Source organism: Streptomyces sp. NPDC001700, from assembly GCF_053596435.1.
Genome location: NZ_JBSFGE010000001.1, coordinates 451,060 through 476,977, shown reverse-complemented (window position 1 = coordinate 476,977; position 25,918 = coordinate 451,060). Strand labels below are relative to the sequence as shown.

Below are 25,918 nucleotides of genomic sequence, written 5' to 3'. Positions count from 1 at the left end.
ACCGCGCATGGGGGCTGATGGCGGAGGAAGAGGAATACGGAAAGCCGAAGGGCGGGGAGGGTGCGGGGATCAGGCCCGTGGGGAGCGGGTCTTGAAGTCGGTGGCGATCTCGTCGAAGGTCGACCAGCGCACACCCTCGTGACCGCTGATGTACTCGATGAGCCGCTCCAGCATGAGCAGCGTCTGGGGGCGGCCGGAGACATCGGGGTGGAGCGTCATGGTGAAGGCCGCGTAGTCCATTTCGCGGTAGACCCAGTCGAACTGGTCGCGCCAGGTCTGCTCCAGCTCGCGCGGGCTGACGAAGCCATGGCTGTTGGCGCTGGCCTTGACGAACATCATGGGCGGCAGGTCGTCGAGGTACCAGTTCGCCGGGATCTCGACCAGACCGGACTCCTCGCCGCGCACCAGCGGCTTCATCCACTCCTCGGCCGGACGCGAATAGTCGATCTTCGTCCAGCTGTCGCCGACGCGCACGTAATAGGGCGTGAAGTCGTTGTGCATCAGGGAGTGGTCGTACGCGATGCCGCGCTCGATCAGCAGCTCGTTCGTCACCGGCGAGAACTCCCACCAGGGGGCGACGTAGCCGGTCGGGCGGCGTCCCGCGACCTTCTCGATCAGCTCGATGCTCCGGTCCAGGATGGCGCTCTCCTGGGCCCGGGTCATCGCGATCGGGTTCTCGTGCGAGTAGCCGTGGGCGCCGATCTCATGGCCGGCGTCGACCACCGCGCGGGTCTGGTCGGGGAAGGTCTCCAGGGAGTGGCCGGGGATGAACCAGGTGGTGCGCAGGTCCTTCCGTTCGAACAGGCGCAGCAGCCGCTCCACTCCGACCTCCCCGGCGAACAGGCCGCGGGAGATGTCGCAGGGCGAGTCCTCGCCGCCGTAGCTGCCGAGCCAGCCCGCCACCGCGTCGACGTCGACGCCGAACGCCACAAAGATCTCTTTAGCCATGCTGGTTCCTCTCCATTGATGTTTCCGATGGGGTTTCCGATGGGGTTTCCGGTGCTGCTTCCAGTGCTGTTCGCAGGGCCTGTTCCAGTGCGGTCCGCACCCGCGCCGGGTCGCCGTAGCACCCGAGCAGGGCGGTGAGCAGGACCCGCGCCTGGGAGGGGCGCAGGGTGCCGGTGGGTACGGCCCCGGCCCGGACCAGGTCGGCGCCGCCGCCGTTGCCGTACACCGCGGCGACCGGACCGGCGTGGACGCGGGTCGAGAGCGCGACCACGACGCCGCAGCGGACGAGCCGGGCGACCTCGGCGGTGACCTGCGGGTTGGCGTTGCCCGCGCCGGTGGCTTCGAGGACCACCGCGCGGGCGCCCGCGTCGGCCACCGCGCGCAGGGCCCGGATGTCGCAGCCGGGGTAGAGGGCGACGATGTCGGTGCGGACGTGCCCGGGCTCCTCGGGGCGGAAGTCCGCGAGGTCGAGCGGTTTGGGGCGCAGCGGAGCCGCGGCGATCTCCACCCCGCCGTCGGCCACCCGCCCCAGCGGGCCGCCGTCGGGGGCGGCGAAGGCGGCCGGGGCCACAGTGTGGGCCTTGCGGGTGCCGCGGGCGGGGTAGATCCGGCCGTCGAAGGAGATCAGCACGCCGAGGTCCCGGGCGCGGGCGGCGTTCGCGACCGCGATGGCGTCGGCGAGGTTGCGCGGGCCGTCGCCGTCCGGGGCGTCCGCCGGGCGCATCGCGCCGGTGAACACCACGGGCCGGGGGTCGGCGTGGAAGAGGTCGAGGAGGTACGCGGTCTCCTCCAGGCTGTCGGTGCCGTGGGTCACCACCACGCCCCGGACGCCCTCGTCGGCCAGCGCCTCGTGGGCGGCCACGGCGACCTCGCGCATATCGGCCGGGGTCAGCAGATAGCTGCCCAGGCAGAAGACATCGCGCGTCTCGACCGGCACCCCCGGGGGCCGTGGAAGCCGGTCCAGCAGCGCGTCCGCCGGATCGGCGGCGAGCCGGGTGCCATGGGCGTCCTGACGGGTGGCAATGGTCCCGCCCGTCGACAGTACGACGATCCTGCGCACCCTGCCTCCTCCGTGATGTGGCGCGAATACGCCGCGGCGCGCGGCCTGAAACCGCGCCTTGGATGGCTCAAAGTTGCGCCCAAACGTTTGGGGCAATCGTTTGGGTAGGATGTGTGTCACCGGCCACAGGTGTCAAGAGGTCCGCTGTTACCATCACGTTCGTTCGCTGTGCCGGGGTCCGGGGGTGCGGCAGTGGGACAACCGGAGGCCGAGCCGAAGTGGGCACGCAGCAATCACGACCGGTCACCCTGCGGACCATCGCCGATCAGCTCGGTCTGCACGTCTCGACAGTCTCCCGGGTGCTGCACGCCAAGCCGGACGAGAGCCTGCGCGCCGCCTCGCCCGGCACCGTGGAGCGGGTCCGCCGGCTCGCCGACGAACTGGGCTACCAGCCCAACCCCCACGCCACCAGCCTGCGCACCCGGCGCAGCAATCTGGTCGGCGTCCTGGTCCCCCGGCTGTCGGACATCGTGCTCGCGACGATCTACGAGGGGATCGAGGAGGCCGCCGCCGAGCAGGGCCTGTCGACGTTCGTCGCCAACACCGGCGACCGGCCCGAGGCCCAGCGCAGCCGCACCAACATGGTCATCGGGCGGCGCGTCGACGGCATGATCTTCGGCGACGCGCACGCGGACGGGCGCTTCCTGGCCGAGGTGGCCGGGCGCGGTATCCCGTTCGTCCTGGTGAGCCGGACCTGCGCCGATCACCCATCGGTGACCTGCGACGACTACCTGGGCGGCCGGCTGGTCGCCGAGCATCTGCTGGAGCTGGGCCACCGCGACGTCGCGGTCGTCGCGGGCGAGCCGTACGCGAGTACCGGCATCGACCGTACGGCGGGTCTGGTGGACCGCTACCGGGAGGCGGGGCTGCCGGTCCCGCCCCACCGGATCGCGCACTCCCGCTTCGACGTATCCGGCGGACACGCCGCCACGGCGCGGCTGCTGGACACGCCGGAGCCGCCGACGGCGGTCTTCGCGGTGAACGACTTCGCGGCCATCGGCGCGATCGGCGCCCTGCGCGACCAGGGCCTGCGGGCGGGCGCCGATGTGGCCGTGGTGGGGTTCAACGACACCCCGCTGGCGGCGGAGTTGCCGCTGCCGCTGACGACCGTCCGCTCCCCCATGCTGGAGATCGGCCGCCGGGGCGTGCGGCTGTTGGCCCGGCTACTGGAGGGCGAACCGGTCGAATCCGAGCGCCTGCGCCCGGAACTGGTCGTCCGCGCCTCCAGCGCGCCGCGACGATAAGCCGCCTACGCGGTGGTCGAGGCCTGGTAGTACGACTCCGGCTCCTCGTCGCGCGGGCCGAACAGACCGGTCAGGGTCAGGTGCACGACCATCGCGGCCACCGACCAGGCCAGCAGCCCGCCCTTCGCGTTCAGCTTCAGCGGCGCGTCGAACGTGACGCCCTTGCCGACCTGCCGGGCGTGCGCCACGACGTCCGTGGACGGTCCGAGCCAGACGCCAAGACGCCAGGCGATCACCGAGCCGAGGATGCCGCCGATGGCCAGCCCGATCACCAGGGCGACCCCGCCCCGGCGGCAGAACAGGAAGGTCAGCAGCGCCGAGACGAGGCCGAAGGCCAGCGCGGCCAGCACGAACATGCCGTCCGCGCCGATCGCGTCCTCGCCTTCCGTGTTCTTGAGGAAGACGGCCTTGCCGTCCGAGATCAGCGGCACCCGGGGCGCCAGCCACAGCCACACCAGCCCGAGCAGCACCCCCGCGACCGCCACCGCGATCGCCACCACGGAGGCCTGCACCATCTCGGTCCGCAGCTCCTCCCCCGGTTCGGAGTGCTCGGCGTGCCCGGCCTCCTCGGCGGGATACGGATCGGGGTGCCCCTGCGCGGCCGGTTCGCCCGGTGCGGGCTGCCCGTGCTCGGAGCCGTCGTGCGGCGAGGGCTGATCATGTGGCGTCAACGGTGCGGTCACTCCGTCATCGTGCCAGTTGGACGGCGTACTTCGGTCGGCGGGAGGTCTGCTGCGGCGCGTCACCGTACGGCGGCCCGACGATAGGCCCAGGTCGCCGCGGCGAGCGAGACCACGGCCACCCCCGCGCACACCCCGAGGTCGGCGCAGACCGCCAGCCAGTCGGGCTGGCCGCCGAAGGACCGGGCCAGGGCCTCCACACCGTACGTCGAGGGCAGCAGATCGCGCGCGTACGACACTACCTGCGGCATCCGGTCGGCGGGCAGCACTCCCAGCAGCAGCGCGGCCGACATCCCCAACTGCCCGCACAGCGTGGCCAGTTCCTGGCGCGGCGCGAGCAGTCCGAGGGCCGCGCCCAGCCCCGCGAGGGCGGCGCCGGAGAGCGGGACCACCGCCGCGAGTACCCACAGGTGGCCCATCGGCAGGTCGAACAGCGCGCTGCCGACGACCGCGGTGACGGCCGTCCCGGGCACGGTGAAGGAGGCGTACGCGGCGGCCGCGCCCAGCACCACCGCGGCGGGCGGCACCGGCAGCGTCGCGTAGTGGTCGAGGCCGCCGCTCGCCCGGAGCTGGCCGAAGTACTGCGCGAGCAGGTTGAGCGCCACGAAGGCCACGACGAGCACGCTCGACCCGGCCACCACGGAGCGCGCCGCGGCGCCGCCCTCGTCCACCACGCCGCGCATCAGGACCATGATCCCGACGGACTGGAAGGTCGCCACGAACAGCAGCGGGATCCGGGCCACCCGCGCCCGCGACAGCTGCGCCCGGTAGACCGCGGCCAGCGCGGGCAGCAGCCGCGCGGAGGCCGCCAGCGGCGCCGGGTCCGCGAGCGGGGCGGGGACGCCGTCGACCGGCCGGGGCGCGGCGACACCGGCCTCCTGGGCCGGCGCACCGGCCTTCGGCATGCCGGGCATGGCCTGCGCGGGCACGACACTCACGTCTGCGCTGCTCCTCTTCCGTCTCCGTGCGGCTTGTGTACGTCTGACCTACGACGTGTCCCTGGCTTGGTTACGGACCTGACCACGTCCGCGTTCACCGGGTGCCGCCCCCTCAAGCCGTACCGCATGCCGTCCCTCACGTCTTCACCAGCCCCTCCGCCCCGTCCGTACGGCCGCCCAGCGCCACGTACACGTCCTCCAGGCTCGGCGTGGCGAGGGTGAAGTCGTCCAGCGCGGCGAAGGCGGGCCCGCCGGTCACGGTGGCGATCGCGGCGCGCGCCGCGTCCGGGGCCAGCCGCAGCGTCCAGCGCCGCCCGGAAGCGTGCGCGGCGTCCCGCAGCGCGGCGACCCCGGGGATGTGCAGCGGCGCCTCGGCGCGCCACACCAGCTCGACCCGCACCTCGTCCGCGACCATCGCCTTGAGCCCGGCGGGGGTGTCGCAGGCGATGACCCGGCCCCGGTCGAGCACCGCGACCCGGTCGAGGACGGTCTCGGCCTCGATGACGTTGTGCGTGACGAGCAGTACGGTCACCCCGCGCTCGGCCCGCCGCCGGTCCACGGCGGCCCAGACGGCGCGCCGCGCCACCGGGTCCATCCCGGTGGTCGGCTCGTCCAGCACCAGCAGCGGCCGCTCCCCCACCAGGGCGGCGGCGACGCAGGCCAGCCGGCGCTGGCCGCCGGAGAGCTTCTTCAGCGGCCGCCCGGCGATCCCGGTGAGCCCCAGCTCCTCCAGCACCGCGTCCCGCTCGGCGCGGGCCGCGCGCACGTCAAGACCGCGCAGCCGCGCGGTGGTCTCGGCGGCGAGCGCGACGGTCAGCTCGTCCAGCGCGGTGGAGTCCTGGCCCAGGTAGCCGAGGAGGCGGGAGGCGCGCTCGGGGTGGCGTACGAGGTCGTGGCCGAGCACCCGGACCTGGCCCTCGTCGGGCCGCAGCAGTCCGGTGAGCTGGCGCACCAGGGTCGACTTCCCGGCGCCGTTGGGCCCGAGCAGCCCGAACACCTCGCCGCGCACCACGTCCAGGTCGATGCCGTCGCTGGCCCGCACGGCGGGCGTGGCGGGCGCACCGCGGCGGCCACGCGCCGCGGGATAGGTCTTGACCAGGCCGCGCACGGTGCACACCACATCGCCTGTCGTCGCCTGTTTCGCGCCCGTCCTCACGAGCTATGAGGGTACGCGCCCAAACACCCGCGCCCGTCCTCGGGGGCCCGGGCTGCCGGGCCTACTCCCCCGCCGGGGCGTGCTCGGCGGCGGTGCGGAGGTCGATCTCGCGCCAGAACCCGGCCCGGATCGCGTAGCGGTCGTGCTCGTCGATCTGGTCGTCCTTGTGGGCGAGCAGACCGAAGCGGGCGGCGTAGCGCAGCAGCTCACCGTCGATGCGGTGCGGGATGCGCGGGTACTCCGTCGACAGCTGGTGGAGGTGGGCGGGCTCGGAGAGCCGCTCGATCCAGCGGCGGGCGAAGACCTGGCCGACCTCGAACGGGTCGCCGCTGACGGCGGTGATGTCCTCCTCGCGGTCGGCCCAGCGCTGCTCGGCGCTGGTGAGCTGGGCCAGCATGGGCAGGTTGGCGGTCTCCGGCGGCTCGCCCACCCCGGAGCCCGGGCCCCGGTCGACCCAGCCCTTGTCGGAGGACCAGCGGAGGGTGGCGCTGGGCGCCGGGTGCTGCGCGGACGGTCCGCCTGCCACGGGCCCACGGCCCAGGCCCGCGAGGTCCTTCGGGGTGGGCACGCCCTTGGCCCCGCCCCCGGTCGTGGTGTCCGGCGCGGTGGCGGGCGCCGGGCCGGGCGTGGCTCTGTCGTCCGCTCCGGCGGCGGGGGCGGCGCCGGGGGCGCCCGCGCCGGGCCGCGCCGTGCCGTTGCGCCCGGCGGGCGCCTCGCTGCCCGCCGCGGCCGCGGCGGCGGCCGCCGCCGCGGTCTCCGGCAGCGGGGCGGCGAGGATGGCGGCGATCTCGGGGCGCGGCTCGGTGGTGGGGGCGCAGGGCCCGGGAAGCTCCTTGGCGCGCACCGCCCCGGTGATCCACGCCCGGTCCAGGACGCGCCGCTCGTCGGCCTCGGCGACCAGGTCCTCGGACTGGTTGTAGTCGCCGTCGGCGGCCTGGACCGCCCACAGGTGGACGGCGACGCCGTGCTCCTTGGCGGACATCAGCCCGGGCAGCAGATCGCCGTCTCCGGTGACCAGCACGATGTCGGAGCAGGCGCGGTTGCGGGCCAGCTCGGTCAGCTCGGCGTGCATGGCGGCGTCCACGCCCTTCTGCGCCCAGCGGCCGTCGCTGCGGGTCAGCGCGCCGAGCCGGACGGTGACGCGGGGCATCACGCGCAGCCGCCGGTGCTCGGGCTGCGGTACGCGGTCGGGGGCGCCGTCGAACCAGTAGATGCGGAGCAGCGGGCGCTCGGTCTCGGCCTCGGCGCGCTCCCGCAGCCCCTGGATCAGGGTCGCGTGATCGACGGAGATACGGGAGCGGGCGGGCTCCCCGGCCAGCAGGCTCGCGGCGGCGCCCAGCAGATAGCCGGCGTCCACCAGGACGACGCAGCGGTCCACGTTCCACCCTCTTTCCTGAAGTCCAGTCGTCGGTCGCCCCCCGACACAGCCGTGCCCCGGATCTCTTCTTCGTCCTCCCTTCGAGTCTGCCCGACCGTACGGGGGTTATCAGTCCGAACTGGATCACCGGCGTGGCGGATACGGTCTCCTCGGCAAGACCGCCCTTCTCACTCACGGTAATTGCCCGAAATGCACGGGTCACCAAGGCGTGTCACTGTTTCTTCCCGGGGGCTGATCCCAACTGGAGGCACACCACCATGGGTAAGAACAAGAACCGCGATCGCAAGCAGCAGCAACAGCAGAACCGCGGTCAGGCCGACCAGACGCAGCAGCCCCCGAGGGAAGCGCAGTCCCAGCAGATGCCGTCGGAGGGGTCCCCGTCGACGGCACGCAAGGGCCGCCAGAAGAGTTTCGGCCACAACTGACCGCCGCCCATGAGCGGTTGAGGGGCGCGCCCGGCAGCCGGGCGCGCCCCTCATGTCGTCCTTCGAGGTGTCCTCAGCCCGCCAGGCAGGAGGCTCCCAGCAGCACCTTGAGGTCGCCGAAGAGTGCCGGGTCGGGGGTGACCCGGTGCCGGTCGAGCCGCAGCACGGTGGTCTTGCGCGCCCCTTGCAGCTTGATCCGCACTTCGGTCGAGCCTCGGTGGTGGGTCAGCACCTCGCCCAGCTTCTCGATCAGCGGCGGGGTGACCTTGACGGTCGGAATGGTGATCGTCACGGGGGCGTTGGTGCCCGCGTCGGACAGGTCGGGGACCATCAGTTCCATGGCGACCAGGCGCGGAATGTCCTCGCGCTTGTCGAGACGGCCCTTGACGAAGACGACGGCGTCCTCGATGAGCTGGGTGGAGACCAGCTGATACGTGGCCGGAAAGAACATGCACTCGATGGACCCGGCCAGGTCCTCGACGGTCGCGATGGCCCAGGCGTTGCCCTGCTTGGTCATCTTGCGCTGCAGGCCGGAGATGATGCCGCCGATGGTGACGATCGCGCCGTCCGCGTGCTCACCGCCGGTGAGCTGGGAGATCGCGGCGTCGGCCTTGTCGTTGAGGATGTGCTCGATGCCGAAGAGGGGGTGGTCGGAGACGTAGAGGCCGAGCATCTCGCGCTCCTGGGCGAGCAGATACGTCTTGTCCCACTCGATGTCGGAGAACTCGATGTCGAGCCCGAAGCCCGGCGCCTCCCCGTCTCCGCTCTCGCCGCCCATGCCGCCGAAGAGGTCGAACTGCCCCTCGGCCTCCTTGCGCTTCACCGCCACCACGTTGTCGATCATCGTTTCGTAGTGCGCGGTGAGGCCCTTGCGGGTGTGGCCCATCTCGTCGAAGGAACCCGCCTTGATGAGCGATTCCGTGGTGCGCTTGTTGCAGACGACCGCCTCGACCTTGTCCAGGTAGTCGGGGAACGAGCTGTACTTCCCCTTGGACTTGCGGCCGCGGATGATCGCGTCCACCACGTTCTGACCGACGTTACGGACCGCCGTCAGGCCGAAGAGGATCACATCGTCACCCTGAGCGGTGAAGTTGGCCTCGGACTCGTTGACGTTCGGAGTGAGCACTTTGATGCCCATGCGGCGGCACTCGTTGAGGTAGACCGCCGACTTGTCCTTGTCGTCACGGACCGAGGTCAGCAGCGCCGCCATGTACTCGGCGGGGTAGTTGGCCTTGAGGTACGCGGTCCAGTAGGTGACCAGGCCGTACGCGGAGGAGTGCGCCTTGTTGAACGCGTATCCGGCGAACGGGACCAGCACGTCCCACACGGCCTGGATGGCCTCGTCGGAGTAGCCGCGCTCCCGGCAGCCCTTCTGGAAGGGCACGAACTCCTTGTCCAGGACCTCCTGCTTCTTCTTGCCCATCGCCCGGCGCAGCAGGTCGGCCTGTCCGAGCGAGTACCCCGCGAGCACCTGGGCGGCCTTCTGCACCTGCTCCTGGTACACGATGAGGCCGTAGGTGATGCCGAGGACCTCCTTGAGGGGCTCCTCCAGCTCGGGGTGGATCGGGGTGATGTCCTGCTGCCCGTTCTTCCGCAGCGCGTAGTTGATGTGCGAGTTCATGCCCATCGGGCCCGGCCGGTAGAGGGCCGAGACGGCGGAAATGTCCTCGAAGTGGTCGGGCTTCATCATGCGCAGCAGGGACCGCATGGGGCCGCCGTCGAACTGGAAGACGCCGAGGGTGTCGCCGCGGCAGAGCAGTTCGAAGGTCTTGGGGTCGTCCAGGGTGAGGTCGAGCATCTTGAGGTCGACGCCCTTGTTGGCGCGGACCATCTTGACCGCGTCATCCATGATGGTGAGGTTGCGCAGGCCCAGGAAGTCCATCTTCAGCAGGCCCAGCGACTCACAGGTGGGGTAGTCCCACTGGGTCACGACCTGGCCGTCGTTCTTCGGCGAGAACACCGGGACGTGGTCGGTCACCGTCTCGCTGGACATGATCACACCCGCGGCGTGCACGCCCATCTGACGGACCAGGCCCTCGATACCGCGCGCGGTATCGATGACCTTCTTCACGTCCGGCTCGTTGTCGTACATCCCGCGCACCTCGCCCGCCTCGCTGTAGCGGGGGTGCTTCTCGTCGGTGATGCCGGAGAGCGGGATGCCCTTGCCGAGGACGTCGGCGGGCATGGCCTTGGTGATGCGGTCACCCATCGCGTACGGATAGCCGAGCACGCGGGCCGAGTCCTTGATCGCGTTCTTCGCCTTAATCGTGCCGTACGTACCGATCTGGGCGACCTTGTCGGCGCCGTACTTCTCGGTGACGTACCGGATGACCTCACCGCGCCGACGCTCGTCGAAGTCGATGTCGACATCGGGCATGGAGACGCGCTCGGGGTTGAGGAACCGCTCGAAGATCAGCCCGTGCTCGACCGGGTCGAGGTCGGTGATGCCCAGCGCGTACGAGACGATCGAACCGGCCGCGGAGCCTCGGCCCGGGCCCACCGCGATGCCGTTGTTCTTGGCCCACATGATGAAGTCGGCGACCACGAGGAAGTACCCCGGGAACCCCATCTGGATGATGACGTCCATCTCGTACTGGGCGAGCTTCTCCCGGTCCTCGGGAACGCCGCCGGGGAAGCGCTGGGCCATCCCCTTGCGGACCTCCTCCTGGAACCAGGTGACCTCCGTGTACCCCTCGGGCACGTCGAAGCGCGGCATCAGGTCGCGCTTCTCGAACCAGCCGGAGGCGTCGATCTGCTCGGCGACCAGGAGGGTGTTGCGGCAGCCCTCCTGCCAGGCGTCCGAGGAGTCGATGGCGTACATCTCCTCCGTGGACTTCAGGTAGTAGCCGGTGCCGTCGAAGCGGAAGCGGTCCGGGTCGGAGAGGTTCTTGCCGGTCTGGACGCACAGCAGCGCGTCGTGCGCCACGGACTCGCGGGAGTAGGTGTAGTGCGAGTCGTTGGTGACCAGCGGCGGGATGCCCAGCTTCTTGCCGACCTCCAGCAGCCCGTCCCGGACCCGGCGCTCGATCTCGATGCCGTGGTCCATCAGCTCCAGGAAATAGCGGTCCTTGCCGAAGATGTCCTGGTACTCGGAGGCCGCCTTGACCGCCTCGTCGAACTGGCCGAGCCGCAGCTTGGTCTGCAGCTCACCGGACGGGCAGCCGGTGGAGGCGATCAGCCCTTCGGACCACTGGGCGATGGTCTCCTTGTCCATCCGGGGCCACTTGACGAAGTAACCCTCCATATAGGCGTCGGAGGAGAGCCGGAACAGGTTGTGCAGACCGGTCTTGTTCGCCGCCCAGATCGTCTTGTGGGTGTAACCACCGGAACCGGAGACGTCATCGCGCTTCTGGTGCGGCTGGCCCCACTGGACCCGTCGCTTGTAGCGCCGCGACTCCGGCGCGACATACGCCTCGATGCCGATGATCGGGGTGACCCCGGCTCCCGTCGCCTGCTGGTAGAAGTCATACGCACCGTGGAGGTTGCCATGGTCGGTCATGGCGATGTGCGTCATGCCCATCTCGTTGCAGGCGTTGAACATGTCCTTGAGCCGCGCCGCACCGTCCAGCAGCGAGTACTGGGTGTGGACATGCAGGTGCGTGAAGGGCGGCTTGGTCACGGTGGCAGACCTCCGGCGAACGGTCGATGACAGCTGGGTGGGACAGGACCGAAGGTTACCCCTCCGGACTGACAGCGGACGGGCGCGGGCGAGTAGCCTCAGACGGTGATCCTCTCGGGATCCTCCAGCCCGTCACGCACGTCGGAATGTACGTCGGACGGGATGAAAAACACCCTGTCGTATGAGTCACCACGCCGTAATCCCCATGCCCCAGGAGGCGCTACGCGATGTCGACCCAGCAGACCCAGGCGGAACAGCGCGGCGAGCACATCCTCGCCGTCTTCGACACCGCCTTCGGCGAGCTGCTCGCCGCCGACCCGGCCGCCTTCCGCGTGAAATTCCGGAAGATGGCCGCCTCGGCGTTCGCCTTCTACCGGGGCACGGCCTGCCTGTTCTACTCCGACGTGGAGCGCGAGCGCGCCGGGGGGCCGTACCTGGACGACCGCACCAGCCGGGTGTGGATCCACGGTGACCTCCACGCCGAGAACTTCGGCAGCTACATGGACGCCAACGGGCGTCTGGTCTTCAACGTGAACGACTTCGACGAGGCGTACGTCGGCCCCTTCACCTGGGACCTCAAGCGCTTCGCCGCCTCCGTCGCGCTCATCGGCTACACCAAGGCGCTCAGCGACGAGAAGATCACCGAGCTGGTGCGCATCTACGCCGCCGCCTACCGCGAGCGGATCCACGCGCTGGCCACCGGCGCCAAGAACGACGAGGTGCCGCCCTTCACGCTGGAGACGGCCGAGGGCCCGCTGCTGGACGCGCTGCGCGTCGCCCGCTCGCTGACCCGCTTCGGGCTGCTCGACTCGATGACCGAGATCCGCGACTTCGAGCGCCGCTTCTCGGCGGGCGGCGGCTCCATCGAGCTGGACGCCGCGACCCGCTACAAGGTGCTGGCCGCCTTCGACGGCTATCTGGAAACGCTTCCCGAGTCCAGTCTCGCGCGTCCTGACTCCTACCGCGTCAAGGACGTCGTGGGCCGCCGGGGCATCGGCATCGGCAGCGCCGGGCTGCCCTCGTACAACATCCTCCTGGAGGGCAACAGCGACGCCCTGGAGAACGATGTGGTGATCTACATGAAGCAGGCGCAGACCCCGGCGGTCTCCCGGCACATCACCGACGAGCAGGTCCGCGCGTACTTCCACCACGAGGGCCACCGCACGGTGATCTCGCAGCGCGCCCTCCAGGCGCACGCCGACCCGTGGCTGGGCTGGACCGAGCTGGACGGGGCCGGGCAGCTGGTCGCCGAGGTGTCGCCGTACGCGGTGGACCTGGACTGGAGCGACATCGACGACCCGGCCGAGATCGCGGCCGTCGTCGCGGACCTCGGACGGGCGACCGCCACCATGCACGCCGCGGCCGACGACCAGAGCGGCCACTCGCTGGTGCCGTTCTCCACCGAGCGCGCCATCGACGCGGTGATCGCCGCCGACGAGGACGGCTTCGGGGAGCTGCTGGTGGACTTCGCCCACACGTACGGCGCCCAGGCCCGCGCCGATCACCAGATCTTCGTGGACCTCTTCCGCAACGGCCGCATCCCGGGGCTCTGAGCAGGGCCGCGGGGCGGCAGCGGGGTGTCCGCCGGGCGGGCACCCCACGGCCTGCTCGGCCCTGGTGCCGCTCTTGATGTCACTCCTACAGGCGAACGTGGCACAATCCGACCTTATGGACGCGATGGGCAGCGCCGCCGTCACGGGCGGCACCGGGCCCCGGCTGAGGGCCCTGCGCGCGGCGCTCTTCACAGCGCTGTGCGTCACCCTGTCCTCGGCGTCCCATGTGCTGCTCTCCCGCGCCCCGCTGCCGCTGTCCACGGTCGCCGTGGTCGCGGTGGCCGTCTTCGCCCTCGCATACGCGCTCGCGGGCCGGGAGCGGGGCTTCTGGGGCATCGCCGCCCTGCTGGTCCCGCTGGAGCTGGCCGCCGACACGGTCTTCACCACGGGCCAGGACGCCTGTTACGGCCAGTCCGGCGGCCCGGTGGCCGGCCCCCTGCGCTCCCTCGGCGTCGACCTGCTCTGCCGCAGCGGTGACGTGGGCACCCCGCTGGCCGGGATCACCCATCCGGGGGGTGGCACTCCCCTGTCCGCCGCCGTCAGCTCCGCCACCCCGTGGCTGCTGCTCGCCGTGCACATCGTCATCGGGCTGGTCGCCTCGGCCTGGCTGCGGCGCGGTGAGGCCGCCTTCGGGCGGCTGCTCGGAGCCCTCGCCGGGTTCGCCTTCCGGCCCCTCCTGCTGGCCGTCGCGGTCGTCACCGCGGCCCTGCGGCCGCGCGAGCCCGCCGTGCTGCCGGTGCGCCCGGCGCGCCCGGCCCCCGCGCTCCCCCTTCTGGTGCACTCCGTCGTGCGTCGTGGACCGCCCTGCTCAAGCGCCGCCTGAGCACAGCGTTTCTCTTCCACGTACGCATCTTTGACCGACGCAGAACGACGGAGATCGATCCATCATGAGCAACCGCAACAGCCACCAGAACAAGCAGGCCGCGCGCGAGCGGCTGCGCGCCGAGCGTGAGCGCCAGGCCAAGAAGGAGCGGACGCGCCGCCAGCTGTTCGTCGGCGGCGCGGTCCTCGCGGTCCTCGCGATAGCGGGCGGCATAGGCTACGCCGTCACCAACATCAACACCGATGACGTCAACCAGAAGTGGCGGACGGCCGCCGAGAAGAAGACGATGGCGAAGCCCGCCAACACCAGCGGCGCCCAGGGCACCACGGTGGTCATCGGCGACAAGAAGGCCAAGAACACCCTGCACGTCTACGAGGACATGCGCTGCCCGGTCTGCGCCCAGTTCGAGAAGTTCACCGGGCCGACCGTGCTCAAGGACATCGAGGACGGCACCTACAAGGCGCAGTTCACGATGGGCACCTTCCTCGACGACAACCAGCAGATGCCCGGCGCCGGCTCGAAGAACGCCCTGAGCGCGCTCGGCGCGGCGCTCAACGTGAGCCCGCAGGCCTTCCTGGACTACAAGACGGCGCTCTACTCCCCGAAGAACCACCCCGAGGAGACCGACGACGCCTTCGCCGACGACCAGAAGCTGATCGACGTCGCCCAGCAGGTCAAGGAGCTGAAGGGCAACGCGGCCTTCGAGAAGGCCGTGAAGAAGGGCACCTACGACCGGTGGGCGCTGTCCATGTCCAAGTCGTTCAACAAGGCCAAGGACGTCGACGGCACCCCGGCCTTCAAGCTCAACGGCAAGGTGCTGGAGACCCCCCAGAAGAACCCGCCCATGACGCCGGACCAGTTCACCCCGCTCGTCCAGCAGAACCTGAAGAAGTAACCGCCGCCGCGCCACCGGGTCCGCACCGCCGGGTCGCCACCGCCGGGTCCACGCGGGCGCGCCCTCCCGGGAACACCCCGAGGGCACGCCCGCCGACCCGGCGGTGACCCCGCGGCGACACATGGGCGAACTTCCCCCGGAAGGCCTGCCCTTCGGGCTTACTTGCCAGTAATGTCGTCGGCCGTGACCGACGCCAAAAACCACATATCCCGCCGCAGCGCCGTCACGGCCGTAGCGGCCACCGCCGCCCTGCTGCCACTGGCCGCCCAGTCGTCCGCCCACGCCGACACCGGCCCCGCCTTCCTGCACGGTGTCGCCTCCGGCGATCCGCTGCCCGACGGCGTCCTGCTGTGGACGCGCGTCACCCCCGCCCCCGACGCCGTGCCCGGTTCGGGGCTCGGCCCGGCCGTCGAGACCGGCTGGGAGGTCGCCACGGACCGGGAGTTCCGTACGGTCGTGGCGCACGGCACCACCAAGACCACCGCCTCGGCCGACCACACCGTCAAGGCCGATGTGCGCGGACTGCGCCCGGCCACCGACTACTTCTACCGCTTCCGCGCGGACGGCGGCGCGTACTCCCCGGTGGGGCGCACCCGCACCGCACCGGCGGCCGACGCCGCGCCCGACGGGATCCGCTTCGGCGTGGTCTCCTGCGCCAACTGGGAGGCGGGCTACTTCTCCCCGTACCGCCATCTCGCCGACCGCGCCGACCTGGACGCGGTCCTGCATCTGGGCGACTACATCTACGAGTACCAGAGCGGCGAATACCCCGATGAGAAGAGCGTCGTCCGCCAGCACGCCCCCACCCACGAGATCACCACCCTCGCCGACTACCGCACCCGGCACGGCAGATACAAGACCGACGCCGACCTCCAGGCGCTGCACGCCGCGGTCCCGGTGATCGCCATCTGGGACGACCACGAGTTCGCCAACGACGCCTGGTCGGGCGGGGCCGAGAACCACACCCCCGGCGCCGAGGGCGCCTGGGCGTCCCGGGTGGCCGCCGCCAAGCAGGCGTACTTCGAGTGGATGCCGGTGCGCCCCTCCACCGCGGGCACCACCTACCGGCGGCTGCGCTACGGCACCCTCGCCGACCTCCACCTGCTCGACCTGCGCTCGTTCCGCTCCCAGCAGGCGGGCGTGGGCAGCGGCGCGGTGGACGACCCGGAGCGCACGGTCACCGGGCGCGCCCAGCTCGACTGGCTCAAGTCCGGACTCTCCGCCTCGGACACCGCCTGGCGGCTGGTCGGCAACTCGGTGATGATCTCGCCGGTCGCCTTCGGCTCGCTCTCCGCCGAGCTGCTCGCCCCGCTGGCCGAACTCCTCGGGCTGCCCAAGGAGGGCCTGGCGATCAACACCGACCAGTGGGACGGCTATACGGGCGACCGGCGCGAACTGCTCGCCCACCTCACCGGGAACGCCATCGGCAACACCGTCTTCCTCACCGGTGACATCCATATGGCGTGGGCCAACGACGTGCCGGTGAAGGCGGCGACCTATCCGCTCTCCGACTCGGCCGCGACCGAGTTCGTGGTCACCTCGGTGACCTCGGACAACCTGGACGATCTGCTCCACGTACCGGCGCACACCGTCTCGCTGGCCGCGGCCGCCGCCCTCCGGGCCGCCAACCGCCATGTGAAGTGGCTGGACATGGACGCGCACGGCTACGGCGTGCTCGACGTCACCGCCGAGCGGGCCCAGATGGACTACTACGCCGTCTCCGACAAGACCGACCCCGACGCCACCGCGTCCTGGTCCCGGTCCTACCGCACCCGCTCCGGCACCCAGCGCGTAGAGCGCGCCGACCGGCCGGTGGCCTGACCCCCGCTAGCTCAGCTCGTCGAGGAAGCCGAGCGCCACCCGCCAGGTGGCCTCGGCGGCCTGCTCGTCGTAGTCCGGCAGCTCCGGGTCGGTGAACAGATGCCCGGCCCCCGGATACCGGAAGACCTCCACATCGGCCCCGATCCGTCCCATCCGCAGATACCAGGCGTTCAGCCAGTCGTGCGGCTCGAACGGGTCGGGGTCGGCGACGTGCAGCTGCACCGGCAGCTCGTCGGTCGTCGTGTCGTCCGCGATGTCCGAGGTCCCGTGCAGCAGAAGCAGCCCGCGCGCCTTCTCGTCGGCCAGCGCCAGGTTCTGCGCGATCGAGCCGCCGAGCGAGAAGCCCGCGTAGATCAGCCCCCGGTCCGAGACCGGCGCGGCGGCACGCACCGCCCGCTTCAGCAGCTCGTCCCCGCCGATCTCCTCCTTGAGGGCCATGCCCTCCTCGGCGGTGTCCGCCGTCCGCCCCTCGTACAGATCGGGTACGAGCACCTCGTGCCCCGCGGCACGCAGCCGGTCCGCCGCCGCGTGCACCGCGGGCCGCAGGCCGTACATGGAATGGAGGAGCAGGATCGGGGAACGGGACACAGTAGTCACTTCCTAGTGGGTGGAACGCGCTTCGCCCATCGTGCCAGGTAAGGCCCGGGAAGGCGGAACCGAAAACCTCCGGCGGAAGGACGAGGAAGATCTTCATGGAGGACGTGCTGCGTCCGCTCATCGTCATCGGCGGCTCCCTCGCCATCACCCTCTTCATCGGCTGGGCAGCCGACTGGCTGTTGCGGCGCATCGACGCCCGGCACCCGGAGACCCCGCTGTGGGACCTGCTGCGCGGCTGTCGGCTGCCGCTCCAGGTGACGGTGTGCACGGCGCTGCTGCGGGGCTCGTACGAGACGATCAACGCGGAGGTCATCACCGCCCACCACACGGCGATCGGGCGACTGCTCACGCTGGTACTCATCGCGGCGACCGCCTGGCTGGTGATTCGCGGCTCCGGGGCCATCGTGGAGTCCTCGTACTCCCGCTACGCCGCCAGCGCGCACGATGCGGCGCGGGTGCGGCGGGTGCGCACCCAGGTGACGCTGATCCAGCGCGTGGTCGCCGCCGTGGTCGGGGTGGTGGCGGCGTCGGCGATGCTGCTGACCTTCCCCGCGATGCGTGCCGTCGGCACGTCGATGCTGGCGTCCGCCGGAATCCTGGGCATCGTCGCCGGTGTCGCCGCCCAGTCGACGCTGGGCAACCTCTTCGCCGGGCTGCAGATCGCCTTCGGCGACATGGTGCGGATCGGCGACACGGTGGTGGTCAACGGCGAATGGGGCACGGTCGAGGAGATCACCCTCACCTTCCTGTCCGTGCGGACCTGGGACGAGCGCCGGATCACCATGCCGGTGTCGTACTTCACCGGCCAGCCGTTCGAGAACTGGTCGCGCGGCGGCGCCCAGAAGACCGGCACGGTCCTCTTCCACCTCGACCACCACGCCCCGATCGAGGAGATGCGGACGAAGCTGCGCGAGATCGTGCAGGAGTCGCGGGCCTGGGACGGGCGGGACTGGAGCCTGGTCGTCACCGACACCAGCCCGAGCACCATCGTGGTGCGCGCGCTGATGACCGCGCGCGACTCCGACGACGCGTGGACGGTGCGGTGCGACGTCCGCGAGCGGATGATCACCTGGCTACGCGAGCAGCACCCATACGCCCTCCCCCGCATCACCACAGCCCCCGCCCCCCAACCCCACCTCCCCACCCAGCCCACCCACACCGACCCCCCACACGAGGACCACTTCGCCCGCTTCGACAACGGCTTCCGCAAGAGCTAGCCCCCCCCCCACAGATCACGCCGCACTCCCGAGCCACGCACAGAGACACGCCCCCGCCACGGGGGTCCAGGGGGGGCGGAGCCCCGACGAGTTCCCGGGTGCCCCCAGGCAAGGTCGGGGCACAACTCCGAGACGGGATCCAGGGCACAACCCCAGGCGCGGGCCGGGGGCGCAGCCCCAGACGGGCGCCAGGAGCACAGCCCAAGGGCAGGATCCGGGGGCGCAGCCCCAGACGGGGCCCAGGGGCACAGCCCCAGGCGGGACCCGGGGGCGCAGCCCCAGGGCAGGATCCGAGGCGCACCCCCAGGCGGGGCCCAGGGGGTACAGCCCCAGGCCGGGCCCAAGGGCGCAGCCCCGGGCAGGGGCCGGGGGCGCAGCCCCAGGGCAGAATCCAGGGCGCAGCCCCAGACGGCGCCCGGGGGCACAGCCCTGGGCGGGACCCGGGGGCACAGCCCCCAGGGCAGAATCCAGGGCGCAGCCCCAGGCGAGGTCCAGGGGCGGAGCCCCAGGCAGGGACCGGGGGCACAGTCCCCAGGGCAGAATCCAGGGCGCAGCCCCAGACGGGGCCCAGGAGCGGAGCCCCGGGTGGGGTCCAGGGGCGGAGCCCCAGGCAGGGTCAGGGGCGCAGCCCCAGGCGGGATCCGGGGGCGCAGCCCCAAGCGGGGTCCGGGGGCGGAGCCCCGGGCGGGGGCCGGGGGCGGAGCCCCGGGGTTCGGGGAGGGGCGGGGTGGGGGCTAAGCCCCCCGCAGCGGACGGCGCATCGCGCGGTGCGGGATGCCGCTGCCCTCGTCGAACTCCGGCCCGAACGCCTCGTACCCCAGCCGCTCGTAGAACGCCAGCGCGTGGGTCTGCGCCTCCAGGTAGACCTGGGTCAGCCCCCGCCGCCCGGCCTCCGCCTCGACGGCCCGGACGAGCGCCGCCCCCAGCCCCGTGCCGCGCGCCGCGGCGGCCACGGCGAGGCGGCCGAGGGCGGCGGTGGTGGCGCCGTTCACCCCGGCACGGCCGTACTTCTTGTCGGCGGCGGCGCCGTGGAGGAACCGTACGGTGCCCACGGGGCGGCCCGCCGAGGAGGCCAGGAGGTGGACGGCGTGCGCGTCGTACGCGTCCATCTCCTCCTCCACGGAGATCCCCTGCTCGACCACGAAGACCTCGCGGCGCACGGCATGGCAGCCCGTGAGATCGCCGTCGGTCACGACCTCGATCACCACCGGCAGGCTCACGCGCTCTCCGACCGCACGATGTCCAGCGACCGCTGCAGATCGTCCGGGTAGGGGCTCTCGAACTCGATCCAGCTGCCGTCCGACGGGTGCTCGAAGCCGAGCCGCATCGCGTGCAGCCACTGCCGGGTCAGCTTGAGCCGCTTGGCGAGCGTGGGGTCGGCCCCATAGGTGAGGTCGCCGACGCACGGATGGCGGTGGGCCGACATATGCACCCGGATCTGGTGGGTGCGCCCGGTCTCCAGCTTGATGTCGAGGAGGCTGGCGGCGCGGAAGGCCTCGATGAGGTCGTAGTGGGTGACGCTCGGCTTGCCGTCGGCGGTCACGGCCCACTTGTAGTCGTGCTGGGGGTGGCGCCCGATCGGCGCGTCGATGGTGCCGCTCAGCGGATCGGGGTGGCCCTGGACCAGCGCGTGGTAGCGCTTCTCGACCGTACGCTCCCGGAACTGCTGCTTGAGCAGGGTGTACGCACGCTCGGACTTGGCGACGACCATCAGCCCGGAGGTGCCCACGTCCAGCCGGTGGACGATGCCCTGGCGCTCGGCGGCACCCGAGGTGGCGATGCGGAACCCGGCGGCGGCGAGCCCGCCGATCACGGTGGTGCCGGTCCAGCCGGGGCTGGGGTGGGCGGCGACGCCGACCGGCTTGGCGATGACCACGATGTCGTCGTCGTCATGGACGATCTCCATGCCCTCGACGGGCTCGGCGACGATCTGGACCGGCGGCGCGGCCTGCGGCATCTCGACTTCGAGCCAGGCGCCGCCGGAGACCCGGTCGGACTTCGCGGCGGTACTGCCGTCGACCTGCACCTTTCCGGCGGCGGCCAGCTCGGCCGCCTTGGTCCGCGAGAAGCCGAACATGCGGGCGATCGCGGCGTCGACGCGCTCGCCCTCCAGTCCGTCGGGTACGGGCAGGGTGCGGATCTCGGGAATGGTACTCACCCGTCGAGTATGACGGACCGCGCGGACCGGTTCGTACGCCCGTCGGATACCGGCCCCGTACCGGCAAGCGCCGTCAGTCCTTGTGGACCGTGCCGTCCGGGTCGAGACCGCGGAACGACAGGATCACGATCAGGAAGCCGCCGCACACGATCGCCGAGTCGGCGAGGTTGAAGACCGCGAAGTGGGCGGGCGCGATGAAGTCGACGACCGCGCCCTGGAGATGGCCGGGCGCCCGGAAGACCCGGTCGGTGAGGTTGCCGAAGGCGCCGCCGAGGAGCATGCCGAGCGCGATGGCCCAGGGCAGGCTGTAGAGCTTGCGGGCCAGCCGCGCGATGACCACGATCACCGCGGCCGCGATCACCGTGAAGACGATGGTCATCGCCTCGCCCATGCCGAAGGCGGCGCCACGGTTGCGGATCACCTCCAGCTGCAGCCAGGTGCCGATCACCTCGACCGGAGCGTGGTGCTCCAGCTTGGCGACCACGGCCAGCTTGCTGCCCAGATCCAGGAGGTACGCGAACCCGGCGACCGCGACCAGCACCCCGATCCGCCGCTTCTTCCCGGCCCCCGCCGCGGCACCGGCGGCGCTGGTCCCGGCGCCCTCCTCGGCCTTCCCCGCATCTGGCGTACCGATGGCCTGCTCCGCCTCTGTCAACGTGTGTCCCTCATCGTCCGGGCCAGTCTCCCCCTGGCTCAGGACGAGGGTACGGCACAGGCGTGCGGACGGTCAGCGGCGCTCCTGGCGCTGTTTGCACTCGACGCACAGCGTGGCGCGCGGGAACGCCTGCATCCGGGCCTTCCCGATGGCGTTCCCGCAGTTCTCGCACAGCCCGTACGTCCCGGCGTCCAGCCGCTCCAGGGCGCGCTCGGTCTGCAGCAGCATCTCGCGGGCGTTCCCGGCGAGGGCCATCTCGTGCTCGCGCGTGATGTTCTTGGTGCCGGTGTCGGCCTGGTCGTCGCCCGCGCCGTCGCCGGAGTCGCGCATCAGCCCGGTGATGGCCTGCTCGGAGGCGAGGATCTCGGTGCGCAGCCGGCCCGCCTCGGTCAGCAGCTCGGTGCGCGCCTCCTCCACCTCCTCCGCCGACCAGGGGTCCTCACCGGGGCGTACGGCCAGCTCGGCGGGGTCCACGGGGCCGCCCGAGACCCGGGCCTTGGGCACGCCGGAGGGCGGGAACGACGGCGCGGCCTGTTTCGCGGTCGGCGCGCCGCCCGGGGTCTTCTTCGCAACCACTTTCCTGGCTCCCGTCTTCTTCGCGGGCACCGCCTTCTTGGCGGGTGCGGCCGATCCGGTCTTCTTGGCCGTGGCCTTCTTGACCGTGGCTTTCGTGGTCTTGGCGGCCGTGGTCTTCGCGGCCTTCTTGGCCGTGGCCTTCTTCGCGGCCTTGTCGTCCGGCGCGGCGCTCTTCTTCGCGGACGCGGCCTTCGTCGCTTTCGCCGTGCTCTTCTGCACGGCGGTCTTCCTCGCCACCATGGCCGCGGCCCCTTCACATATTGTGATCTTGCTCGCGAATCGTTCCGGAACGATAAATCGACTCCGGTCACGCGGCAACGGGGCACGCCGCCCGATTCGCCCGGCTTGCCCGTACGGCAATCCGGTCTCCACCGTCATGCCCCACCCGCCGCCCGGTAATCCGGCCGGGAACCGGTACCGGAGAGTGACGTGCGACGGCTCCCGGGCTGCAGCACCCGGCGTATCGGCATTCGGGTCATCTCGGGTGGGGCCCGTACGCCAGTCGGCGCAGCGGCGTAAAGCGGTCGGCCGCGGCCCGTCCGGCCCCGTACACTGGGCCCAGCGAAAGGCGTGGATGGGGACGAGTAGCGTCGTACGCGGCCACCAGCGACCCGGGGACGGTGTGAGCCCGGGGGCGAGCGCGATGCGAAGGATCACCCCTGAGCCGCCGGAAGAACACCCGCACTGGGCCAGTAGAACCGGCATCGCGACCCCAATGAGGGGGCCGGGAGCGCACTGCTCGCGGCCAAGGAGGGTGGTACCGCGGGAGCGCTGACGGCTCTCGTCCCTCCGACGGAAACGATCGAGACGTATCCGCCGGAGGACGTATTCCGATGACGCAGTACCGCCAGGTGCCCGCCCAGGTCGACCTGCCCGCCCTCGAGCACGCCGTGCTCGACTTCTGGCGCGAGAACAAGATCTTCGCCCGGACCCTCGAGCAGTCCGAGGGCCGCCCGGAGTGGGTCTTCTTCGAGGGCCCGCCCACCGCGAACGGCATGCCGGGCGCGCACCACATCGAGGCCCGCGTCTTCAAGGACGTCTTCCCCCGCTTCCGCACCATGCGCGGCTACCACGTCGCCCGCAAGGCGGGCTGGGACTGCCACGGCCTGCCGGTCGAGCTGGCGGTCGAGAAGGAGATGGGCTTCAACGGCAAGAAGGACATCGAGGCGTACGGCATCGCCGAGTTCAACGCCAAGTGCCGGGAGTCGGTGACCCGGCACACCGACGCCTTCGCCGAGCTGACCCAGCGTATGGGCTACTGGGTCGACCTGGACGACGCCTACCGCACGATGGACCCCGAGTACGTCGAGTCGGTGTGGTGGTCGCTCAAGGAGATCTTCAACAAGGGCCTCCTGGTCCAGGACCACCGGGTCGCCCCCTGGTGTCCGCGCTGCGGCACCGGTCTGTCCGACCACGAGCTGGCGCAGGGCTACGAGACCGTCGTCGACGCCTCCGTTTACGTACGCTTCCCGCTGACCTCCGGCCCGCTGGCGGGCGAGGCGTCGCTGCTGGCCTGGACGACCACCCCGTTCTCGCTGGTCGCCAACCTCACCGTCGCCGCCCACCCCGAGGTGACCTATGTGGTCGCCACGGACGGCAACGAGAAGCTGGTCGTCGCCGAGTCGCTGGTCGAGCAGGCGCTCGGCGAGGGCTGGCAGACCACCGGCCAGAGCTTCACCGGCGCCGAGATGGAGCGCTGGACGTACCAGCGCCCCTTCGAGCTGGTCGAGATCCCCGACGCGCACTTCGTCGTCAACGCCGACTACGTCACCACCGAGGACGGCACCGGCCTCGTCCACCAGGCGCCCTACGGTGAAGAGGACTTCAAGTCCAGCCGCGCCTACGGCGTGCCGATCGTCAACCCGATCCGCACGGACGGCACCTTCGAGGACGATCTTGACCTGGTCGGCGGGCAGTTCTTCAAGAAGGCCGACGAGGCGCTGGTCCGCGACATGGACGAGCGCGGTCTGCTCTTCAAGCACCTGGCGTACGAGCACAGCTACCCGCACTGCTGGCGCTGCCACACCCCGCTGATCTACTACCCGCAGCCGTCCTGGTACATCCGCACCACCCAGGTCAAGGACGCGCTGCTGCGGGAGAACGAGAAGACCAACTGGTTCCCGGACTCGGTCAAGCACGGCCGCTTCGGCGACTGGCTCAACAACAACATCGACTGGGCGCTCTCCCGCAACCGCTACTGGGGCACCCCGCTGCCCATCTGGCGCTGTGAGGAGAACCACCTGACCTGCGTCGGCTCGCTCACCGAGCTGTCCGAGCTGACCGGCACCGACCAGACCGGGCTCGACCCGCACCGCCCGTACATCGACGAGGTCACCTTCACCTGCCCCGCCGAGGGCTGCTCGCTGGACGCCGTGCGGGTGCCGGAGGTCATCGACGCCTGGTACGACTCGGGTTCGATGCCGTTCGCGCAGTGGGGCTACCCGTACCGCAACAAGGAGATCTTCGAGAAGCGCTATCCGGCGCAGTTCATCTCCGAGGCCATCGACCAGACCCGCGGCTGGTTCTACACGATGATGGCGGTCGGCACGCTCGTCTTCGATCGGTCGAGCTACGAGAACGTGGTCTGCCTCGGTCACATCCTGGCCGAGGACGGCCGGAAGATGTCCAAGCACCTGGGCAACATCCTGCAGCCGATCCCGCTCATGGACCAGCACGGCGCCGACGCCGTGCGCTGGTTCATGGCCGCGGGCGGTTCGCCGTGGGCGGCCCGCCGGGTGGGCCACGGCACCATCCAGGAGGTCGTGCGCAAGACGCTGCTCACCTACTGGAACACCGTCGCTTTCCAGGCCCTGTACGCCCGCACCTCGGGCTGGGCGCCGTCCGCCACCGACCCGGCCCGCGCCGAACGCCCGATGCTGGACCGCTGGCTGCTGGGCGAACTGGGCACCCTCACCGAGCAGGTCACCCAGGCGATGGAGGCGTACGACACCCAGCGCGCCGGGCGGCTGCTGTCCTCGTTCGTGGACGACCTGTCCAACTGGTACGTGCGCCGCTCGCGCCGCCGCTTCTGGCAGGGCGACGCGGCCGCGCTGCGCACCCTGCACGAGGTCATCGAGACGGTCACCCGGCTGATGGCCCCGCTGGTCCCGTTCATCACCGAGCGCGTCTGGCAGGACCTGGTCGTCCCCGTCGCCCCGGACGCCCCGGCCTCCGTCCACCTCACCTCGTGGCCGGAGGCCGACCAGGCCATGATCGACCCGGCGCTCTCGGCCCAGATGGCCCTCGTACGGCGCCTGGTGGAGCTGGGCCGGGCCACCCGTGCCGAATCCGGCGTCAAGACCCGCCAGCCGCTCTCGCGGGCGCTGGTCGCCGCGTCCGGCTTCGAGGCCCTGGGCGCCGAGCTGCGCGCCCAGATCGAGGAGGAGCTGAACGTCTCCTCGCTCGCCACGCTGAGCGAGGTCGGCGGCTCGCTGGTCGACACCACCGCCAAGGCCAACTTCCGTGCCCTGGGCAAGCGCTTCGGCAAGGGCACCCAGCCGGTCGCCAAGGCCATCGCGGACGCCGACGCGGCCGCGCTGTCGGTCGCCCTTCGCGAGGGGACGGCCTCGGTCCAGGTCGACGGCGAGACGGTCGCCCTCTCCCCCGACGAGGTCATCATCACCGAGACCCCGCGCGAGGGCTGGTCGGTCGCCTCCGACTCGGGCGCGACGGTCGCCCTCGACCTGGAGATCACCCCGGAACTGCGGCGCGCGGGCCTCGCCCGGGACGCGATCCGGATGATCCAGGAGGCCCGTAAGAACAGCGGCCTCGACGTCGCCGACCGGATCGCCCTGCGGTGGCAGTCGTCCGACGAGGAACTCCGCCAGGCCCTCACGGACCACGCGGAGCTGATCGCCGACGAGGTCCTCGCCACGGACTTCGCCCCCGGCGACCCCGCCCCCGCCTACGGCCCCCCCTTCGAAGACCCGGCCCTGGGCCTCACCTTCCACCTCCACAAGGCGTAACCCCCACCCTGCCCCGGGGCTCCGTCCCGGGGCGGGGTTTCGTCGCCGAGTGCGGCCCGGTGGCCGGGTTGTGCCCACCCGTTCCTCCCCCAGCTACCGCTGGGAGGTGCCCCCTCGCGGAACGATTGCCCACAACCAGCCCAACCCAGCCCGTCCGGCGATTGAGGACCACGTCCCAGCCCGTCCGGCGATTGAGGACCGGGGTCCGGG

The 25,918-nt window shown here is 71.4% G+C and carries 20 protein-coding genes; 8 read left to right on the top strand and 12 right to left on the bottom strand.

Annotated features, from left to right (window positions below):
- Positions 1-69: 69 nt before the first annotated feature.
- Both ACWC5C_RS02180 and ACWC5C_RS02175 read right to left on the bottom strand, forming a co-directional pair.
- Positions 70-948, bottom strand: a complete 879-nt coding sequence (locus ACWC5C_RS02180; protein WP_450872822.1) for a polysaccharide deacetylase family protein — start codon at positions 946-948, stop codon at positions 70-72.
- A complete protein-coding gene (locus ACWC5C_RS02175) occupies positions 941-2,008 on the bottom strand; it encodes an asparaginase (RefSeq protein ID WP_450872820.1) in 1,068 nt (355 codons plus the stop codon). The genes ACWC5C_RS02180 and ACWC5C_RS02175 overlap by 8 nt, the downstream gene beginning before the upstream one ends.
- Before the next feature lie 218 nt (positions 2,009-2,226).
- Here ACWC5C_RS02175 and ACWC5C_RS02170 point away from each other — a divergent pair, with 218 nt between their 5' ends.
- A complete protein-coding gene (locus ACWC5C_RS02170) occupies positions 2,227-3,252 on the top strand; it encodes a LacI family DNA-binding transcriptional regulator (protein ID WP_450872818.1) in 1,026 nt (341 codons plus the stop codon).
- A 5-nt stretch (positions 3,253-3,257) separates the two neighbouring features.
- Here the strand turns inward: ACWC5C_RS02170 and ACWC5C_RS02165 are convergent, their stop codons facing one another.
- The 4 genes from ACWC5C_RS02165 to ACWC5C_RS02150 all read right to left on the bottom strand — a co-directional run bounded on the left by ACWC5C_RS02165 (position 3,258) and on the right by ACWC5C_RS02150 (position 7,404).
- Complete coding sequence (locus ACWC5C_RS02165; protein ID WP_450872816.1) at positions 3,258-3,935, bottom strand: ABC transporter permease; 678 nt, start codon at positions 3,933-3,935, stop codon at positions 3,258-3,260.
- A gap of 59 nt (positions 3,936-3,994) precedes the next feature.
- On the bottom strand, positions 3,995-4,837 hold the full coding sequence (locus tag ACWC5C_RS02160) for an ABC transporter permease (protein ID WP_450873245.1): 843 nt from the start codon (positions 4,835-4,837) through the stop codon (positions 3,995-3,997).
- Positions 4,838-5,006: 169 nt separating this feature from the next.
- Positions 5,007-6,026 (bottom strand): ABC transporter ATP-binding protein, encoded by a 1,020-nt coding sequence (locus tag ACWC5C_RS02155; RefSeq protein WP_450872814.1) that lies wholly within the window; start codon positions 6,024-6,026, stop codon positions 5,007-5,009.
- Positions 6,027-6,087: 61 nt separating this feature from the next.
- Positions 6,088-7,404, bottom strand: a complete 1,317-nt coding sequence (locus ACWC5C_RS02150) for an NYN domain-containing protein (protein ID WP_450872812.1) — start codon at positions 7,402-7,404, stop codon at positions 6,088-6,090.
- Positions 7,405-7,661: 257 nt separating this feature from the next.
- Here ACWC5C_RS02150 and ACWC5C_RS02145 point away from each other — a divergent pair, with 257 nt between their 5' ends.
- Positions 7,662-7,829, top strand: coding sequence for a hypothetical protein (locus tag ACWC5C_RS02145; protein ID WP_385448934.1), 168 nt, complete (start codon positions 7,662-7,664; stop codon positions 7,827-7,829).
- Between the two features lie 73 nt (positions 7,830-7,902).
- Here ACWC5C_RS02145 and dnaE read toward each other — a convergent pair whose 3' ends face one another.
- Positions 7,903-11,448 (bottom strand): DNA polymerase III subunit alpha, encoded by a 3,546-nt coding sequence (dnaE, locus tag ACWC5C_RS02140; protein ID WP_385448933.1) that lies wholly within the window; start codon positions 11,446-11,448, stop codon positions 7,903-7,905.
- A gap of 227 nt (positions 11,449-11,675) precedes the next feature.
- Here dnaE and ACWC5C_RS02135 point away from each other — a divergent pair, with 227 nt between their 5' ends.
- From ACWC5C_RS02135 to ACWC5C_RS02120, 4 genes are all read left to right on the top strand, one after another.
- On the top strand, positions 11,676-13,001 hold the full coding sequence (locus tag ACWC5C_RS02135; protein WP_450872810.1) for a DUF2252 domain-containing protein: 1,326 nt from the start codon (positions 11,676-11,678) through the stop codon (positions 12,999-13,001).
- Between the two features lie 124 nt (positions 13,002-13,125).
- Positions 13,126-13,824, top strand: a complete 699-nt coding sequence (locus ACWC5C_RS02130) for a hypothetical protein (protein WP_450873243.1) — start codon at positions 13,126-13,128, stop codon at positions 13,822-13,824.
- A 64-nt stretch (positions 13,825-13,888) separates the two neighbouring features.
- A complete protein-coding gene (locus tag ACWC5C_RS02125; RefSeq protein ID WP_450872808.1) occupies positions 13,889-14,719 on the top strand; it encodes a thioredoxin domain-containing protein in 831 nt (276 codons plus the stop codon).
- 171 nt (positions 14,720-14,890) lie between these two features.
- The gene (locus ACWC5C_RS02120; protein WP_450872806.1) at positions 14,891-16,540 is read left to right on the top strand and encodes an alkaline phosphatase D family protein; all 1,650 of its coding nucleotides are present in this window, start codon (positions 14,891-14,893) and stop codon (positions 16,538-16,540) included.
- 6 nt (positions 16,541-16,546) lie between these two features.
- On the opposite strand, the gene ACWC5C_RS02115 is transcribed toward ACWC5C_RS02120, so the two are convergent.
- Positions 16,547-17,128 (bottom strand): dienelactone hydrolase family protein, encoded by a 582-nt coding sequence (locus ACWC5C_RS02115; RefSeq protein ID WP_450872805.1) that lies wholly within the window; start codon positions 17,126-17,128, stop codon positions 16,547-16,549.
- Positions 17,129-17,232: 104 nt separating this feature from the next.
- Between ACWC5C_RS02115 and ACWC5C_RS02110 the strand changes: the two genes are divergently transcribed.
- Entirely contained in the window at positions 17,233-18,354 is a 1,122-nt protein-coding gene (locus ACWC5C_RS02110; RefSeq protein WP_450872803.1) for a mechanosensitive ion channel family protein, read from the top strand.
- Positions 18,355-19,088: 734 nt separating this feature from the next.
- Here ACWC5C_RS02110 and ACWC5C_RS02105 read toward each other — a convergent pair.
- The 4 genes from ACWC5C_RS02105 to ACWC5C_RS02090 all read right to left on the bottom strand — a co-directional run bounded on the left by ACWC5C_RS02105 (position 19,089) and on the right by ACWC5C_RS02090 (position 21,983).
- Entirely contained in the window at positions 19,089-19,574 is a 486-nt protein-coding gene (locus ACWC5C_RS02105) for a GNAT family N-acetyltransferase (protein WP_450872801.1), read from the bottom strand.
- Entirely contained in the window at positions 19,571-20,512 is a 942-nt protein-coding gene (locus ACWC5C_RS02100) for an RluA family pseudouridine synthase (protein ID WP_385449157.1), read from the bottom strand. The genes ACWC5C_RS02105 and ACWC5C_RS02100 overlap by 4 nt, the downstream gene beginning before the upstream one ends.
- A gap of 73 nt (positions 20,513-20,585) precedes the next feature.
- Positions 20,586-21,167: a signal peptidase II gene (locus ACWC5C_RS02095; RefSeq protein WP_450872799.1), complete on the bottom strand. Its 582-nt coding sequence runs from the start codon at positions 21,165-21,167 to the stop codon at positions 20,586-20,588.
- A 72-nt stretch (positions 21,168-21,239) separates the two neighbouring features.
- The gene (locus ACWC5C_RS02090) at positions 21,240-21,983 is read right to left on the bottom strand and encodes a TraR/DksA family transcriptional regulator (RefSeq protein ID WP_450872797.1); all 744 of its coding nucleotides are present in this window, start codon (positions 21,981-21,983) and stop codon (positions 21,240-21,242) included.
- Positions 21,984-22,576: 593 nt separating this feature from the next.
- On the opposite strand from ACWC5C_RS02090, the gene ileS reads away from it, so the two are divergent.
- On the top strand, positions 22,577-25,708 hold the full coding sequence (ileS, locus tag ACWC5C_RS02085) for an isoleucine--tRNA ligase (protein WP_450872795.1): 3,132 nt from the start codon (positions 22,577-22,579) through the stop codon (positions 25,706-25,708).
- Positions 25,709-25,918 lie beyond the last annotated feature (210 nt).

What these genes read in the sequence shown, in the direction of transcription:
- ACWC5C_RS02180 (WP_450872822.1), bottom strand. Translation starts at nt 948, where the DNA reads ATGGCTAAAGAGATCTTTGTGGCGTTCGGCGTCGACGTCGACGCGGTG.
- ACWC5C_RS02160 (WP_450873245.1), bottom strand. Translation starts at nt 4,837, where the DNA reads ATGCCGAAGGCCGGTGCGCCGGCCCAGGAGGCCGGTGTCGCCGCGCCC.
- ACWC5C_RS02145 (WP_385448934.1), top strand. Translation starts at nt 7,662, where the DNA reads ATGGGTAAGAACAAGAACCGCGATCGCAAGCAGCAGCAACAGCAGAAC.
- ACWC5C_RS02135 (WP_450872810.1), top strand. Translation starts at nt 11,676, where the DNA reads ATGTCGACCCAGCAGACCCAGGCGGAACAGCGCGGCGAGCACATCCTC.
- ACWC5C_RS02130 (WP_450873243.1), top strand. Translation starts at nt 13,126, where the DNA reads ATGGGCAGCGCCGCCGTCACGGGCGGCACCGGGCCCCGGCTGAGGGCC.
- ACWC5C_RS02125 (WP_450872808.1), top strand. Translation starts at nt 13,889, where the DNA reads ATGAGCAACCGCAACAGCCACCAGAACAAGCAGGCCGCGCGCGAGCGG.
- ACWC5C_RS02120 (WP_450872806.1), top strand. Translation starts at nt 14,891, where the DNA reads ATGTCGTCGGCCGTGACCGACGCCAAAAACCACATATCCCGCCGCAGC.
- ACWC5C_RS02110 (WP_450872803.1), top strand. Translation starts at nt 17,233, where the DNA reads ATGGAGGACGTGCTGCGTCCGCTCATCGTCATCGGCGGCTCCCTCGCC.
- ACWC5C_RS02090 (WP_450872797.1), bottom strand. Translation starts at nt 21,983, where the DNA reads ATGGTGGCGAGGAAGACCGCCGTGCAGAAGAGCACGGCGAAAGCGACG.
- ileS (WP_450872795.1), top strand. Translation starts at nt 22,577, where the DNA reads ATGACGCAGTACCGCCAGGTGCCCGCCCAGGTCGACCTGCCCGCCCTC.